The following is a 15,268-nucleotide window of genomic DNA, read 5'->3' as shown; positions in this document are numbered from 1 at the left end:
CAGAACTGTCGGCGAACACACCGTCCCGGGTGGTGCGGACCCGTCCGGCCCGGGTAGGAAGATGTACTGGTGACCGTCAGCCCGTTTGAGATCGCTGAGGCGCTCGGGCTGAACAAGCCGACTCCCGAGCAGGCCGAGGTGATCGCCGCACCCGCGCAGCCCGCGCTGGTCGTGGCGGGCGCGGGCGCGGGCAAGACCGAGACCATGGCCGCGCGCGTCGTCTGGCTGGTCGCGAACGGGCTCGTGCTGCCCGATCGCGTGCTCGGCCTGACGTTCACGCGCAAGGCCGCGCGCCAGCTCGCGGACCGCGTGCGGGCCCGGCTGCGCAGGCTGGCGGGATCGTCCCTGCTGGACGAGCTCGACCCGTCCGGCGAGCGCAGGATGGCCGTGCTGACCGGCGAGCCCGTGGTGCTGACGTACCACGCCTACGCGGGGCGTCTGGTGACCGAGCACGGGCTTCGGCTGCCGGTCGAGCCCGGCGTGCGGCTGCTGACCGAGACGGCGTCGTGGCAGCTCGCGCACCGGGTCGTGTCGACGTGGGCGAAGGACCTCGACACGGACAAGGTGCCGGCGACGATCACCGGGTACCTGCTGTCCCTGGCAGGGGAACTGGGCGAGCACCTGGTGACGCCCGAGGCGTTGGAGGCGCACGCGCTGGAGTTCTGCGCGCTCGTCGAGAACGCGCCGCGTGCACCCCGCCAGCGGGACGCGTTGCCGGAGAAGCTGCGCGAGATCGTTGCGGCGCAACGGTTGCGAATCGCGCTGCTGCCGTTGCTGGACGCCTACCAGCAGCGCAAGCGCAAGGAAGCCGCGCTGGACTTCGCCGACCAGATGTCGCTGGCCGCGCAGCTCGCGGCGTTCGACGAGGTGTCGAGCGGCGAGCGCGAGCGGTACGGCGCGGTGCTGCTCGACGAGTACCAGGACACCGGGCACGCGCAACGCGTGCTGCTGCGGTCGTTGTTCGGTGACGGCGCGCCGATGCCGGTGACGTCGGTGGGCGACCCTGCGCAGGCCATCTACGGCTGGCGCGGTGCGTCGGCCGCGAACCTGCCGCGGTTCGTCGACGACTTCCCGCCCGCGCGCAAGTTCGGGCTGCTGACCAGCTTCCGCAACCCGCCGGAGGTCCTGGAGCTCGCGAACGCGGTGTCGCTGCCGTTGCGCGAGGCCGGTCTCGACGTCGAGGAACTGCGGGCCCGTCCCGGTGCGGGGCACGGTGACGTCCGGCTGGCGTTGCACGAGGACATCCGCGCCGAGCTCGACTGGATGGCGGACAACGTCGCGGCGCAGTGGGAGGCGCACCTCGACGCCGAGGGCGTCCCGCCGACCGCGGCCGTCCTGGTGCGACGCCGTTCGGACATGGCCGCCATCGCCGCCGCCCTGCGCGAACGAGGCCTGCCGGTCGAGGTCGTCGGCCTCGGCGGCCTGCTGGACGAACCCGAGGTGCGCGACCTGGTGTCGGCGTTGAGGGTGCTGGTCGACCCGCTGGCGGGCACCGCCGCCGCCCGCCTGCTCACCGGCTCGCGCTGGCGCCTGGCCGCCGTCGACCTGGCCGCACTGTGGTCACGCGCCCGCGAACTGGCGGGCGTCGCACCGCGACAGTCCGTTGTGGACGATCCACTCATGGTCCTCGCGGACGCGCTGCCCGGCGAACACGCCGAACAGGCGGGCCTCGCCGACGCGCTGGACGACCCCGGCGACGCCGACGCGTACTCGGCCGACGGCTACCGGCGGATCCGGCGGCTCGGCGGCGAGCTCGCGGCGTTGCGGCGCAGGCTCGCCCAGCCGCTGCCCGAACTGGTCGCCGACGTGGAACGCACCCTGCTGCTGGACATCGAGTCGATGTCACGCCCCGGCATGGTCGGCCGCGCCCACCTCGACGCGTTCTCCGACGTCGTCATGGACTTCGCCGCCGCCTCCCCGTCCGCGACGCTCCCGTCGTTGCTCGACTACCTCTACACCGCCGAGCACGCCGAGGACGGCCTAGAACCCGGCGAGGTCGAGGTCTCCGAGGACAGGGTGCAGATCCTGACCGTCCACTCGGCGAAGGGCCTGGAGTGGCGGATCGTCGCGCTGCCGCACCTCGTCCGCGACGTGTTCCCGGGCCGCAAGAAGTCCTCGTGCTGGCTCAAGAACGTGACCGACCTCCCCGCCTCCCTGCGCGGCGACTCGGCGGACCTGCCCGCGCTGAAGCTGTCCGCCGGCTACAACCGCAAGGAGGTCGACGAAGCCCTCACGATCCACGCCGAGGAGTTCGAGGACCGCCGCCTCGTCGAGGAACGCCGCCTCTTCTACGTCGGCGTCACCCGAGCCGAGCACAGCCTCCTGATGTCGGGCCACTGGTGGGCGGAGGCAGGCGACAAGCCGAAGGGCCCATCCGTCTTCCTGCAGGAGATGCACGAGGTCCTGCAAGGCGACAGCGCACCGGGCGACATCTCCGTCTGGGCGCCGGAACCGGACGCCGACACCCCGAACCCGCTGGCCGAGGACGTGAAGTCCTCGATCTGGCCGTCCGACCCCCTCGGCAAACGCCGCGACGCCGTCGTGGAAGGCGCCACGATGGTGCTAGCCGCCCTCGACACCCTGCGCAACACCCCGCCGGAGCCGCTGGCGCTGATCTTCGACGAGCCGGAACCCGAACTCCTCGACGAGGACTACCCGCCCCCCACCGAAGAGCCCCCGGACGACGACTTCCCGCCAGAGCCCGAACCACTCCCGGACGACGTGGTCCCGGACGACCCGGAGATGCCGGACGAGAAGGACCCGGAAGGCTGGGCCAGGGACGTCGACGTGCTCCTGGCAGAACGCGCCGCCTCCCAAACCCGCCGCGAACGGGTGGAGCTCCCAGGCCACCTCTCCGTCTCACAGCTGGTGGAACTGGCCAAGGACCCGGACCTCCTGGCGAGAAGGCTGCGCCGCCCGCTCCCGTTCCCCCCGAACCCCCTAGCACGCAGAGGCACCGCCTTCCACACGTGGCTGGAGAACCGCTTCGGCGCCACCCGCCTGCTGGACATCGACGAACTCCCCGGCGCGGGCGACGCGGACGCGGCCCCGGACGGCGACCTGGAACGCCTCAAGCAGGCGTTCCTGGAGAGCGACTGGGCCGACCGCACCCCGCACGACGTCGAGGTGCCGTTCGAGGCGGAGTTCGACGGCATCTCGGTCCGCGGCCGCATGGACGCCGTGTACCAGGACCAGGACGGCTGGACCGTCGTCGACTGGAAGACCGGCGCCGTACCGGACGCCGACGCCCTGCCCGCGCTGTCGGTGCAGCTCGCGGCGTACCGACTGGCGTGGGCGGCTCTGGTGGGCGCGCCTTTGGAGCAGGTGCGGGCCGCGTTCCACTACGTGCGTCACGACCACACGGTGCGGCCGGCGGACCTGCTGGAGGAGCAGGGCCTCAAGGACCTGATCCGGTCCGTCGAGTCGTGATCTCCGTGTCGCGGTCGGCTCGCGGTAGCCTCGCGGTCGTGATCTTCGAGTCGTGGTCGTCTAGTCATGATCGCGAGTTGTCCACAGGCTTCTGCGGTTCTGACCTGCGGTTACCGTTTGCGCGGTAGCCTGTGGACAGCCGGGGAACCGAAAACGCGACTCGCTCGTTGCGTGACAAGGAAGCGCGCGGGGGCAGCGGCGGGCTCAGACTTCAGGGCCGGCTTGATGCGTCGGGGCGGCTCAGGCTTGGCGTCGGGACGGGCTCAGGCTTGCTCGCTGCGAGCCGAGTCGTGACCGCGACGAGCCGTCCCAGCCGAGTCCTACCGCTCGCCGGGCCGCCTCAGCCGAGTCGCACCGCTCGACGAGCCGCCTCAGCCCTGGGAGCTGCTGCCCGCCGGCGCATGCGAAGCCTTCAGCACCCGCTCGTACAGCACCTCGAGCAGCCACCGCCCGAACAGCGAAGGCCCGAACTCCGGCGAGCGGTCCTCCGGCGGCACCATGAGGTCGGCCGTCGTGTCGTCGCCCACCACGACGCCGATGCCGTAGTAGTCGAGCTCGATGAAGGACCAGGCCTGGGACTCGTCGGTGCGGGGGAGCATCACCGCGCACGGCGCGAGGGTCAGGAGGGTGCCGCACGACTGGAGGGCGCGGTCCGTTGTGGACTCGCTCACGAGGACGCCCACCAGTTCCACCGCGGCGACCGGGAGGCGGTCGTGGGCCTCGGGCTCGAACCAGGAGCGGAACCACGACGGGTCGGCCCTGGGGGGCCAGCCGTTCTGGGTTCGCCACTCGTGCACGTCGGGCAGCAAACGCACGACCGCGGACACCTGCTGGCCCAGGACGGCGACGTCGGGAACGACGACTCCGTCCCAGCCGAGCGCGGTCGCGGCCCGCTGAAGAAGCGTTTGCACAGGGCGCATCCTAAGGTTCCTCGCGCAGAAAATGACAGCGTTTGCGGGATACTTGGTTAGGGATTACCCAGGGTGGTCGTCGGTCGCTTTCGCGACTTTCCAGGCCCATGCGACAAGTGGGATCTGCAGTGGCAGGCGGCCGTAGGCGATTGCGCGGGCCTTGGGGGATTTGTCCCGGAAATCCAGAGCCATTTTCACGTTCGCCGGGAAGACGGCCACGAAGAGTGCCGCGGCGGCGAGGCCGCCCAGGCGGCGCGTTCGAGGGATGGCCACCGCCGTGGCCACGGCGAGTTCTGCCACGCCGGAGGCGTAGGTCCACTGCCTCGGGGTGCCGGGCAGCGCCCGCGGGACGATCGAGTCGTAGTACTTCGGCCTGCTGAAGTGGGTTGCTCCCGCCAGGCCCAGCAGGGCGGCGAGTGCCAGCGCCGACCGCGTTCGGGAACGGGTTGGTTCCATGGCGTCACCCTGTCATGCCTACGCCGCGTAGGCGAGGCGGGGCTGGCCTATTCTCCACGGCCGTGGCAGGTGATTCTCGTCATTCCGAACGTCCCGAACGTCCCGAGCGCGCGACAACGGCCGAACGTGCCGCCGTCGCCGCCCTGAGCGACTCCTTCGTGGCCGGGCTCTGCGAGTGGATCAGGATTCCGAGCATCGGCGTTGATCCCGCGCACCTCGCCGACGTGCGCAGATCAGCCGGGTGGCTCGCTGACCGGCTCACCGCCGACGGCTGGCCGGAGGTCGAGGTCTGGGACGAGGGGCCGGCCCTCCCGGCGGTCTACGCGTGCTGGCCGGCGCAGGACCCGCGGGCGCCCACCGTCCTCGTCTACGGCCACCACGACGTGCAGCCGGTCGATCCGGTCGAGAAGTGGCACCACTCGCCGTTCGAGCCGCAGATCGTCGGGGACGAGATCCGGGGCAGGGGCGCGAGCGACGACAAGGGGCAGGTCGCGATGCACCTGCTCGCGGTCAAGGCCCACCTCGAAGCCACGGGGCAGAACGCGCCGGGTGTCACGCTCAAACTCTTCGTCGAGGGTGAGGAGGAATCGGGATCGCCGCATCTGCGAAAGCTGCTCGAAGATCGCGGAAGCAGGCTCGAATGCGATCTTGTGGTGTTCACCGACACGGCATTGCACGAACGTGACGCGCCCACGGTCAACACCGGGCAACGGGGTGTTCTCGGCGCCGAGATCCTGTTCGAGGGCGGTGCCGACGACGTCCATTCCGGACGTGCGGGCGGTGCCATTCCGAATCCCGCCACGGCCCTCGCGAAACTGATCGCCGCGCTGCACGACGAGGACGGCAGGATCCAGCTCGACGGCTTCTACGACGACGTGAAGGAACCGTCCACGAAGGAGCGCGAGGACTACGCGGCGCTGCCGTTCGACGAGCAGGACTGGCTGCGGCGCAACGGGGGCGGCGCGCAGGCCACCAGGGGAGAGCCCGGCTACACCACGTACGAACGGCTCTGGGTGCGGCCCACGGCCGAGGTCAACGGCATCAGCGGCGGCTACACGGGTCCCGGCTTCAAGACGATCATCCCCGCGAACGCCACGGCGAAGATCAGCTTCCGGCTCGTGCCCGACCAGCACCCCGCCAAGGTCAAAGAACAGCTCGACCGGTTCGTCGAGCGGCACACGCCGGAGGGCATCACCGCCACCGTCACCATCCGCGGTGAGGGCGTGCCGCCGTACGCGATCAGCCCCGACGACCCCGCCAACGCCGCCGTGCACCGCGCGATGGAACTGGCCTTCGACCAGCCCGTCTGGTTCGCGCGGGCCGGTGGGTCCGGGCCTGCGGCCCTGCTCCAGCAGAAGCTCGGGGTGCCCCTCGTCTACCTCGGCGCGACGTTGCCGGATGATCGCGTCCACGCGCCGAACGAGCGCGTAGTGGTGCCGTTGCTCCTCAAAGGCGCGGAAGCGGCAGCTCACCTGTGGCGGATGCTCGCCGAAGCGGAGATCGCGAAGAGGGTGCCCCGATGAGCCTGACCGACGAAGCGTCGCACTCACTCGTCGGCGTGATCAGGATGCCGGACAAGGTCGAGAGCCCTGTCCGCGCGATCCTGAAGCGCGTCATCGGTGCCATGGCGGCGCTGATGCTCGCGGTGTTGATCGTCTACCTGGACCGCGACGGCTACCGCGACGTGAACGAGGACGGCGTCAGCCTTCTCGACTCGTTCTACTACGCGACGGTGTCTCTCTCGACGACGGGCTACGGCGACATCACGCCCGCGTCGTCGTCGGCGCGGCTGGTCAACGTCCTGGTCATCACGCCGTTGCGAGTCCTGTTCCTGATCGTGCTGGTCGGCACGACACTCGAAGTTCTCACCGAGCGCTCCCGTCAGGCGTTGCGCATTCAAAAGTGGAGGCGGGTCGTGAGGGACCACGTTGTGGTCGTCGGTTACGGCACCAAGGGGCGGTCCGCGGTCGCCGCGCTGCTCGGTGACGGGGTGGAACCCGGCTCGATCGTCGTCGTCGACACCGTGCAGGAGTCGCTCGACGCGGCGACCGCCAAGGGGCTCGTGGTCGTGCATGGCTCCGGTACGCGCAACGACGTGCTGAGGGTCGCCGGTGCGGCCCGTGCGCGCGCGATCGTCGTTGCGCCCAACCGGGACGACACGGCCGTCCTGGTGACGTTGACGGCCCGCGAGCTCGCACCCAAGGCGCAGATCGTGGCGTCCGTGCGGGAACGCGAGAACGAGCACCTGCTGCGGCAGTCCGGCGCCGACTCGGTGGTCGTGTCGTCGGAGACGGCGGGCCGGCTGCTCGGCATGGCCACGGCCACGCCGTCCGTGGTGGCGATGGTGGAGGACCTGCTCACGCCCGACCAGGGCCTCGCGATCTCCGAACGGGACGTCGAACCGTCCGAGATCGGCGGCTCGCCGCGGCACCTGCCCGACATCGTGCTCGGCGTGGTGCGGGGCGGGACGCTCTTCCGGGTGGACGCGCCGGAGGCCGACGCGATCGAGCCCGGCGACCGGCTGCTCTACGTCAAGAAGGTGACTCCGCCCGGCGAGGAGTGACTTTCGCCCGTACGACCTGTCCAATGGCAGGTCGTACGGGGCGGAACACCTGTCAGGGGGACACGTGGAGCTGACCGTCTTCCTGATCAGCGTGGCCTCGCTCGTCGTCGTGGCGGTGGGCGCGATGGTGCTGTCCGGGAACGAGGACGCGAAACTGCGCTCAGCCAAGGAGGCCGAGGGCGCGCTCGACCACTACGCGAGGCAGTCCGGGTGGACGCACGTTCCCAAAGAGGTGGCCGTGCCCGCCGGGCGGATGATCACGTTGCCCGGAGTGGGGCGGCGTGCGGCCGTGGCGGGAACGCACGAGGGGCGGACCGCGTGCGTCGCCATCCTCTGCTCGTACGTGAACAACCCCGCGGCCGGGGCCCACAACGGAGTCGCCACCTTCGCCCTCGTGGTGGTGTTCGACGCACCGGAACTTCCCGGAGAGGGCCCGGTGGACGTCGACCCCAGGAGCTTCTCCGCGCTCAGGCCGCACCAGCCGCCGGTCGTGGACGTCGCGGGCGGGCTCGTCTGCTTCACCTTCCCCGACGTGGCCGTCGCCGGCCAGATCGAGCACGCGGTCGCCCTGGCGCACGACGTCGTCAAGGCGTTCGTGAGCGTCACGAACGCGGAGTAGGCATCACGGCCGGAGCGCGCAAAGGCGCGTAGCGGAAGAGGAACGCGTAGAAGCCGCCCGCCAGCGCCGCCATGCACAGCAGCAGCGCGGTGAGGCGGCGCCCGACCGGGAGTCCGACCGGGACGGACGCGGCGGACGACACCATCTCGCCGCCCGTGTTGACGATCTCGACGGTCTCGCCCTTCGAGTGACCGCAGCCGTCGAGCTTGGCCTGCTTCTTCTGGCCGCCGGCGTCCCACTCGACCGTGTCCATGCCGGAGCCGCACGACCCGCTCTCGACGACGGTGGCCATCACGGGTGTGGGAGGTTCCTCGTCGCCCAACACCTTGGCGGGCACCAGGAGCGCGACCGCGACACCGATCCCCACCAGTCCGACGACCAGCAGGATGAACACCCATCTGTCCGGGCTTCGCGGAACCGCCACACTGCGATGTTCGCAGACGCGGCGGCCCGCGTGGAGCCCAGGTTTTACTTCGGCAGCTGACGCAGCTTCTCGACCTTGACGGTCTTGCCGTCGGACACGGTGCCGGTCACCGCGACCAGGTCGCCGTTCTTCGGCTTCTCGCTCACCGCCGACAGGTCGAGCGGCGTCTGCAGGCCGTCGACCTGCACCAACGTGGCGTTGTCGCCGTTGTCGCCGTTGACGTCCTTGACGGTGCCCCGCGCCTGGGCCTTCGCCAGCGCCACGTTCAGCGCCTTGCCGTCCTTCACGCGCACGGTCACGCGCTGGTCGGCCTTGAGGCCCGCGAGGTCGCCGCCGCGCAGCTTCGTGGAGCCGTCAGTGGTCAACGACACCTCGCTGCCGTCGTCCTTGGTGATCGTGAGCTTGCCGGACTCGACCGACTTGACCCGTCCGACCACGAGCGTGCTGTCCTTGAGCTTCTCCCTGTCCGCGCGGCCCGGCTTGCCGTGACCACCGGGACCTCCTGGGTGGCGTTCCGCGAACGCCGCGGGCGGGCCGTCGGGGCCCTCGGCCGCCGTCGCGACCGCGATGCCGCCGACGGTGAGACCGACGGCCGCGACGATGGCGCCGGCCCACGCTGATTTCTTCGACATGCGCACCAGAGTGCGCGCGCATTCTGAGCGCGAGCTGAAGGCGAGTCGCCCGAAGTCCCGATGATCAGCAGAATGGTGGGGTGTCCGCCAGGGTGTTGGTGATCGAGGACGCCGAGGCGATCGGCGCCGCGGTGTCGTCCGCGTTGCGCGAGTCCGGGTACGAGGTGCAGCACCGCCTGGACGGGCGCCAGCTGGAGACCGACCTCGGCCGCTTCCGCCCGGACCTGGTCGTGCTCGACGTGATGCTGCCCGGCCGCGACGGCTTCCAGCTCCTGGAGGTCATCCGCCGCTCGTCCGGCGCCGGGGTCGTCATGCTGACCGCGCGCGACGGCGTCCCCGACCGGTTGCGCGGGCTCTCCGGCGGCGCCGACGACTACGTGGGCAAGCCGTTCGTGCTGGCAGAGCTCGTGGCGCGGGTGTCGGCGGTGCTGCGCCGCCTCGGCCGCACGCCGTCGACCGTGCAGGTCGGCGACCTCGTCGTGGACGCCGACGCCGGTGTCGTCATGCGCGCGGACCGGCTGATCGAACTGACCGCGACCGAACTGCGCCTGCTGGTGTACCTGGCCGCGCAACGCGGACGCGTCGTGTCGAAGACGCAGATCCTCACGGCCGTGTGGGGCTACGAGGACTACGACCCCAACCTGGTCGAGGTCCACGTGAGCGCCGTGCGCCGCAAGATCGAGGAGCACGGCACCCGGCTCGTGCACACCGTGCGCGGCCTGGGGTACGTGCTGCGGGCAGAAGAATGAACCTCCGCACGGTCTCGTTGCGCCGGCGGGTGGCGGTGTCCGTGCTGCTGGTCCTGTTCCTCGTGCTCGTCGCGTTGGTGATCTCGGTCGACCGGACGTTCGCGGGACAGTCCTCCAAGGACGTCGACGGCGTGCTGAGCACCACCGAGGCGCGCGCCGTGGCGTCGTTGCGGGCCGGTGCGCCACCGCGTGACGTCGTGCGCCTGCTGTCCAAGCGCAACGTCCACGTCACCATCGAACTGCCGGACGGCACCGTCGTCGGCACCGCGCCGGACGAGGGCCAGTTCAAGCGCGAGGTCCGCAACCTCGGCAACCGCAAGATCACCCTGTACGCCGACACCGAGGCGATCTCGCAGGCGCAGCACCGGTTGCGCAAGTTGTTGCTGATCTTGGGGCTAGGCGCGATCGTCGTCACCGGTGTGCTGATCGTGGTGGTGGTGCGGCGCGCGTTGGCGCCGTTGGACGCCATGACGTCGTTGGCGCAGGCCATCGCGGCCGGGCACAGAGGTGGCCGGCTCAACCCGTCGCGGACCGACACCGAGCTCGGGCGGACCGCGGCGGCGTTCGACGGGATGCTCGACTCGCTGGAGGGCTCCGAGCAACGCACCCGCAGGTTCGTCGCCGACGCCGCCCACGAACTGAGGACGCCGATCACCGGCGTGCAGGCCGTCGCCGAGGCCCTGGTGCAGGCGCCCGTCGACTCACCCGACCGCGACCAGATGTCGTTCCTGCTGGTCAGGGAAGCGCGCAGGGCCGGGCGGCTGGTCGACGACCTGCTCGCGCTGGCCCAGCTCGACGCCGGGTACGAGATGCAGCGCGAGTCCGTCGACCTGCTGGCGCTCGCGGAGGCCGAGGTGTCGCGGACCCGGTTCGTGGCGCCCGACTTCGACATCACGGCCGAGGGCGTCTCCGCCGCTGTCGTCGGTGACGGGCAACGCCTCGCGCAGGTGCTCGCGAACCTCGTCGACAACGCCCGGCAGGCCACCGGCCCGTCAGGGACCGTGCGCATCCAGGTCGACCTCACCGGCTTCACCGTCTCCGACAACGGGCCGGGCGTGCCCGAGACCGAACGGGAACGGATCTTCGACCGGCTCGTCCGCCTCGACGACGCCCGCGACCGGCGTTCCGGCGGGTCCGGCCTGGGACTGGCCATCGCGCGCGGCGTGATCCGCGCGCACGGCGGTGACCTGACCTGCGAGCCGTCCGGGCAGGGAGCCGTGTTCCGGGTGGTGCTGCCCGCCGTCAATCCAGTCGCCCAGCCGGGCCGCGTCTGATTCCATCACCACGTGGACGTCGTGGTGCAGTGGGTTCGGACCGAGTGGACCAAGCAGTCCCGGGGTGAGCCGGGGGCGAGCCTGCGCAACGCCGTGCCGGAGGCGTTCCCGTTGCCGCACCTGAGGCCCGCCGTGCACGAGGTGCGCCTGCTGGAGTGGCAGGACTTCGCGCCGGACTGGGCGCAGGAGCGCGCCGAGGTCGACCGGATGTCGCTCACCCTCCGCGAGGACGACGGCGTGCTGGCCGTGCAGCTGCACGACACGATGATCGCCACGCCGCGCAGGCAGCACCGCCCGTCGCCCGTGCGGCTCGCCCGCGGGGAGTGGCTGCGCTGGCAGCTCAACCACCGCTGGGCGCGGCCGCGCGACGGCGGCTGGAACTACCGGTTGTTCACGCTGAACCTCGCCTACGGGCCCGTCGGCGACGCGAAGGTGTTCCTCGGAACGCCCACGCGGCACGTGGACGAGCGGGCCCAGTTGCGTTAGCCGACCGCGGGAGCTGGGGCGGCGAAGGTGTTGCAGGCGTCCGTCGAGTTCGCCTTGAAGCCCGCGGACGCCCACTGCACCTGGTTCTTGGCGGAACCGTGCGCGTTGTCCTCCGGCTTCTCCTCGACGGCGAACTTGAAGTCCTCCTGGGCCTGACGCGCCAGGTTCGCCGTCACGGAGCCCCTGCCGGACGCCGAGTTCAGGAACATGCCCGCGAAGCAGTTCGCCTGCAGCTCGATCCGGCGCGACATCTCCAGGCCCGCCGGGGTCTTCTCGCCCGCGTCGGTGATCTTCAGGTCCGCCGCCCGCAGCAGGCCCGTCAACGCCTGGACGTGGTGGCCGTACTCGTGCGAGAGCGTGGCGAGGTGGGTCGCGGGGGCCTCACCGCCGCCGTTCTCGCGCATGCGGGACGTGGGCATGTAGATCGTGCGGTTGCGGCCGCAGTAGTACGCCACCGCGTGGTCCGACTCCGGGGCGGCGCCGCACGGGCCGTCCTTCAACGTCGGCGAGGCGTCCAGCACCGGCTTGTCGAACGGCAGGTTCGCGCCGCTCAGCAACGGGCCCCAGGCCGCGTCCAGGCACTCGACACCCGCCGCGTAGTAGGCGGCCAGCTGGCCGTCCGAGACGCCGAACGCGGGCAGCGAGCAGGTGACCGGGGCCAGCGAGACCGGCTTCACCAGGAACGGGTGGTCCGCCAGCCGGTAGACCGCGCGCGGCCGGATCGGCGTCGACGGCTCGGCCGGGGCCGTCGACGCGGGACGTGAGTCGGCCAGGGGATGCCCCGTGACCAGTCTGGGACGGCCGAGTTGACCGATCCCGAGGACGAACGCGACCACCAGCACGAAGACCCCAGCGAGCAGGACAGGGTTGTTCTGGGCCGGTCGGGTCACGCTCTCCCCTTCCTAGGAGACGGAACCTGGGTCGGCGGCCCAGGTGTTGCACTCGGACGCCTTGTTCGACTTGTAGCCGCGGTCTACCCAGGTCGCGTTGTTCTGCGGTGTGCCGTGGTCCTTCGTCGGATAGATGTCGTAGTCGCCCCGGTTGCCGGCGTCGGTCAGCGCCACCCTGATCACGTCGATCGGGATCGCGCCGTGCGACAGAGGGGCCAGCGACATGCCTCCGAAGCACGTCGCCTGCAGCTCCATCCGGCGGTTCAGGTCGAGGCCCTTCGGAGTATCCCATCCCCCCGACTCGTACTGCGCGCGGTCCGACGCCTTGAGCATCCCGGTGAGCCACTGGATGTGGTGGCCGTACTCGTGGGCGAGCTGGCCCAGGTACTTGCCGGGGTGGTTCGGGTTGTTCGGGTTGCGCTCGGCGGCGTACGCGTTCGCCGTCCAGTAGATGCCGCCTTGGCAGTACCGCGCCGTCTGGTCAGGGCGGACCGTGCCGCACGGGTACTGCGACTGCTCGGTGATGATGTGCAGCTCAACGGGCTGGTACGGCAGGTTCGCGGCCTGCAGCGCCGGCTTCCACATGTTCTCGATGCACGGCAGCGCGGCGCGCAGGAACTTGTCCTGGCCCGCCGGCGAGTAGTCCATCGCCGGGAGACCGCAGCCCTGGATCGTGTTCGCGCCGAAGCCGGGCTTGAGGAACGGGTGGTCCGCCAGCGCGTAGACGGCCTTCGGACCGGCGGGGGTCGCCGGGGCGGACGGCGTGCGCGAGGCAGGGGGACGGGGCGCGCTCGTCGTCGGCGCGGCCTCCTCGGTGGTGCTGGGGAGCGTGAACGTCGGGCTGTACGTCGTGTAGTTCGAGTAGCCCGTGTCCTTCACCTTGCTGTTCAGCATCGCCGCGAAGACGCCGACCGCGCCGAGGCCGAGGATCACGACACCGCCCAGGACGAGGGCGATGATCGGGCCGTTGCTCTTGCGGCGAGGCGGCGGCGGGTACGGCCCGTAACCGGGAGGCGGACCCCACGCCGGCTGCGGCGGAGGCATGACCTGGCCGGGAGGCGGCGGCGGGCCGTAATAGCCCGGTGGCGGCCCCTGCGGCTGGGCGTAGGGCGGCGGTGGGCCCTGGGGCGGACGCTGCCCGAGCGGTGCGGGCATCGGCGGCGGGCCGACCGGGCGCGGTGGCGGCCAAGTGCCCGGCGGCGGTGGTTGCGTCATCGCCTGAGGTCCCCCCATTGGTCGTCCTGGGTCGGGTACGAGCATATGCGGAGCGAGATCACCCGTCCCCCGACCGGGCTACCGCGTCCACGTACTTGAGACGCGCGAGCCGGGGGTTCGGTTCACGAGACGTCCGCGGAGCTCGCCGCCCAGGTGTTGCACGCGTTGATCTTGTTCTGCTTGTGGCCGTGCATCACCCAACGTTCGTTGTTGGGCGCACTTCCGTGGTCAGGCCTGCGGTTGTAGTCGCCGCGCTTGCCCGCGTCGCTCAGGCCGGTGTTCACGACCTCCAGCGGGATGACGTTCTTGTGCGAGAACGGCGCCAGCGTCATGCCGCCGAGACAGGTCGCCTGCAGTTCGAGCCTGCGGTTGAGCTCCAGCCCCTTCGGCGTGTCGAACCCGCCGACGTCGTACTGGGCCTGGTCGGCGGCGCGCAGCATGCCGGTCAGCCACTGGACGTGGTGGCCGTACTCGTGGCTGAGCTGTCCCAGGTAGACGCCGGGGTGCCGGACCGTTGAACCGCCCTCGTTGGCGTAGAACGTGCCGGGCCAGTAGATGACGCCCCGGCAGAACATCGCCGTCGTGTTGTTCTGCCGCGACCCGCACGGCGTCTGCACCGTCCCGGTGAACACCTGCAGCTCCGCCGGCTGGTACGGCAGGTTGGCGGCCTTGAGCGCCGGCTGCCACGCCTTCTCGATGCACGGCAGCGCCGCTTCGAGGAACCGCTTCTCACCGGCGGGGTTGTACTCCATCCGCGGCAACGGACACGAGTCGAAGTCGTTCGCGCCGATGTTCGTGGCGAAGATCGGGTGGTCGGCGAGCTTGTAGACCGCCTTGGGACCGACCGGCGTCTGCTGAGTGCTCGGCGTGCGGGACGTCGTCGGCCGCGTGGTCGTCGTGGCGGCTGTCGTGGTGGTCGTCGTGTTCGTGAAGGTGGGGCTGTACGTCGTGTAGTTCGAGTAGCCGGTGTCGCGGACCTTGTTGTTCAGGGTCGCGGCGAAGACGCCGATCGCGCCCAGGCCGAGGATCACGACGCCGCCGAGGACGAGGGCGACGATCGGGCCGCTGCCGCTGCGGCGGGGTGGGGCCATCGGGTAGGGCGGTGGGGCGAACGCGCCTGGGTGGCCGTGGCCCCATGCCGGTTGGCCCCACGACGGTTGGGGTGGGGGCATGACCGGGCGTGGTGGTGGGAGTGGGGGACGGCCGGGAGGCGGGCCGTACTGGGGAGGTGCGCCCACGGGGGATGGCTGGCCGTAGGGCGGTGGGGCGCCGACGGCAGGTGGTGGGCCGACGGGCATGGGCGGTGGGAGCGGCGTGCGGCCGGGAGGCGGGCCGTAGGGCGGAGGTGCGCCCACAGCAGGTGGTGCGCCGTGAGGAGGAGGCGGGCCCATGGGCACGGGTGGCGGGAGCGGCGCACGGCCAGGGGGTGGGCTGTACGGAGGAGGCCCGCCCACGGGCGGTGTGCCGCCGGGCATCGGCCCCACCGGCGGCTGTCCCACCGGCGGCTGTCCCACCGGCGGCTGACCCGTCGGCGGCTGGCCCGTCGGCGGGCGCGCTCCGGCCGGCGTTGCGGGGACCGGGCGAGGAGACATCGGCGGGCCCGCCGGGCGTGGCGGCGGC

At 71.2% G+C, this 15,268-nt stretch carries 14 protein-coding genes; 7 read left to right on the top strand and 7 right to left on the bottom strand.

Annotated features, from left to right (window positions below; translation table 11 throughout):
• Positions 1-69 precede the first annotated feature (69 nt).
• Entirely contained in the window at positions 70-3,429 is a 3,360-nt protein-coding gene (locus ACFWN2_RS14130; protein WP_382427586.1) for an ATP-dependent helicase, read from the top strand.
• A 371-nt stretch (positions 3,430-3,800) separates the two neighbouring features.
• On the opposite strand, the gene ACFWN2_RS14125 is transcribed toward ACFWN2_RS14130, so the two are convergent.
• Together ACFWN2_RS14125 and ACFWN2_RS14120 are read right to left on the bottom strand one after the other, a co-directional pair.
• On the bottom strand, positions 3,801-4,340 hold the full coding sequence (locus tag ACFWN2_RS14125) for a hypothetical protein (RefSeq protein ID WP_382427585.1): 540 nt from the start codon (positions 4,338-4,340) through the stop codon (positions 3,801-3,803).
• A gap of 63 nt (positions 4,341-4,403) precedes the next feature.
• Complete coding sequence (locus ACFWN2_RS14120) at positions 4,404-4,796, bottom strand: hypothetical protein (RefSeq protein WP_382427583.1); 393 nt, start codon at positions 4,794-4,796, stop codon at positions 4,404-4,406.
• A gap of 62 nt (positions 4,797-4,858) precedes the next feature.
• Between ACFWN2_RS14120 and ACFWN2_RS14115 the strand changes: the two genes are divergently transcribed.
• From ACFWN2_RS14115 to ACFWN2_RS14105, 3 genes are all read left to right on the top strand, one after another.
• Positions 4,859-6,319 (top strand): M20/M25/M40 family metallo-hydrolase, encoded by a 1,461-nt coding sequence (locus tag ACFWN2_RS14115; protein ID WP_382427581.1) that lies wholly within the window; start codon positions 4,859-4,861, stop codon positions 6,317-6,319.
• Positions 6,316-7,359: a potassium channel family protein gene (locus tag ACFWN2_RS14110; protein ID WP_382427580.1), complete on the top strand. Its 1,044-nt coding sequence runs from the start codon at positions 6,316-6,318 to the stop codon at positions 7,357-7,359. Before ACFWN2_RS14115 ends, ACFWN2_RS14110 begins: the two co-directional genes overlap by 4 nt.
• 64 nt (positions 7,360-7,423) lie before the next feature.
• Positions 7,424-7,978 carry a hypothetical protein gene (locus ACFWN2_RS14105; RefSeq protein WP_382427579.1) on the top strand — a complete coding sequence of 185 codons (555 nt, stop codon included), beginning with the start codon at positions 7,424-7,426 and terminating at the stop codon, positions 7,976-7,978.
• On the opposite strand, the gene ACFWN2_RS14100 is transcribed toward ACFWN2_RS14105, so the two are convergent.
• Both ACFWN2_RS14100 and ACFWN2_RS14095 read right to left on the bottom strand, forming a co-directional pair.
• Positions 7,962-8,402, bottom strand: a complete 441-nt coding sequence (locus tag ACFWN2_RS14100) for a hypothetical protein (RefSeq protein WP_382427577.1) — start codon at positions 8,400-8,402, stop codon at positions 7,962-7,964. The genes ACFWN2_RS14105 and ACFWN2_RS14100 overlap by 17 nt on opposite strands.
• A gap of 44 nt (positions 8,403-8,446) precedes the next feature.
• Positions 8,447-9,034 (bottom strand): hypothetical protein, encoded by a 588-nt coding sequence (locus tag ACFWN2_RS14095; protein ID WP_382427576.1) that lies wholly within the window; start codon positions 9,032-9,034, stop codon positions 8,447-8,449.
• Between the two features lie 80 nt (positions 9,035-9,114).
• On the opposite strand from ACFWN2_RS14095, the gene ACFWN2_RS14090 reads away from it, so the two are divergent.
• Genes ACFWN2_RS14090 through ACFWN2_RS14080 form a run of 3 tightly spaced genes read left to right on the top strand, consistent with a single transcriptional unit; the run spans position 9,115 to position 11,543 of the window.
• Positions 9,115-9,783 (top strand): response regulator transcription factor, encoded by a 669-nt coding sequence (locus tag ACFWN2_RS14090; RefSeq protein ID WP_382427574.1) that lies wholly within the window; start codon positions 9,115-9,117, stop codon positions 9,781-9,783.
• Positions 9,780-11,057, top strand: coding sequence for a sensor histidine kinase (locus ACFWN2_RS14085; RefSeq protein WP_382427573.1), 1,278 nt, complete (start codon positions 9,780-9,782; stop codon positions 11,055-11,057). Before ACFWN2_RS14090 ends, ACFWN2_RS14085 begins: the two co-directional genes overlap by 4 nt.
• A 12-nt stretch (positions 11,058-11,069) precedes the next feature.
• On the top strand, positions 11,070-11,543 hold the full coding sequence (locus tag ACFWN2_RS14080; protein ID WP_382427572.1) for a hypothetical protein: 474 nt from the start codon (positions 11,070-11,072) through the stop codon (positions 11,541-11,543).
• On the opposite strand, the gene ACFWN2_RS14075 is transcribed toward ACFWN2_RS14080, so the two are convergent.
• The 3 genes from ACFWN2_RS14075 to ACFWN2_RS14065 all read right to left on the bottom strand — a co-directional run bounded on the left by ACFWN2_RS14075 (position 11,540) and on the right by ACFWN2_RS14065 (position 14,739).
• On the bottom strand, positions 11,540-12,433 hold the full coding sequence (locus tag ACFWN2_RS14075) for a neutral zinc metallopeptidase (protein WP_382427571.1): 894 nt from the start codon (positions 12,431-12,433) through the stop codon (positions 11,540-11,542). The genes ACFWN2_RS14080 and ACFWN2_RS14075 overlap by 4 nt on opposite strands.
• A 12-nt stretch (positions 12,434-12,445) precedes the next feature.
• Positions 12,446-13,648 (bottom strand): neutral zinc metallopeptidase, encoded by a 1,203-nt coding sequence (locus ACFWN2_RS14070; RefSeq protein WP_382427569.1) that lies wholly within the window; start codon positions 13,646-13,648, stop codon positions 12,446-12,448.
• 122 nt (positions 13,649-13,770) lie between these two features.
• On the bottom strand, positions 13,771-14,739 hold the full coding sequence (locus ACFWN2_RS14065) for a neutral zinc metallopeptidase (RefSeq protein WP_382427568.1): 969 nt from the start codon (positions 14,737-14,739) through the stop codon (positions 13,771-13,773).
• Between the last annotated feature and the right edge of the window lie 529 nt (positions 14,740-15,268).

Origin of the sequence: Lentzea sp. NPDC058436 (assembly GCF_042721515.1) — a bacterium.
Lineage (GTDB): Bacteria > Actinomycetota > Actinomycetes > Mycobacteriales > Pseudonocardiaceae > Lentzea.
The sequence above is the reverse complement of the archived record's forward strand: the minus strand, read 5'-3'. Positions and strand labels throughout refer to the sequence as shown.

What these genes read in the sequence shown, in the direction of transcription:
- ACFWN2_RS14120 (WP_382427583.1), bottom strand. Translation starts at nt 4,796, where the DNA reads ATGGAACCAACCCGTTCCCGAACGCGGTCGGCGCTGGCACTCGCCGCC.
- ACFWN2_RS14065 (WP_382427568.1), bottom strand. Translation starts at nt 14,739, where the DNA reads ATGGCCCCACCCCGCCGCAGCGGCAGCGGCCCGATCGTCGCCCTCGTC.
- ACFWN2_RS14110 (WP_382427580.1), top strand. Translation starts at nt 6,316, where the DNA reads ATGAGCCTGACCGACGAAGCGTCGCACTCACTCGTCGGCGTGATCAGG.
- ACFWN2_RS14095 (WP_382427576.1), bottom strand. Translation starts at nt 9,034, where the DNA reads ATGTCGAAGAAATCAGCGTGGGCCGGCGCCATCGTCGCGGCCGTCGGT.
- ACFWN2_RS14070 (WP_382427569.1), bottom strand. Translation starts at nt 13,648, where the DNA reads ATGACGCAACCACCGCCGCCGGGCACTTGGCCGCCACCGCGCCCGGTC.
- ACFWN2_RS14085 (WP_382427573.1), top strand. Translation starts at nt 9,780, where the DNA reads ATGAACCTCCGCACGGTCTCGTTGCGCCGGCGGGTGGCGGTGTCCGTG.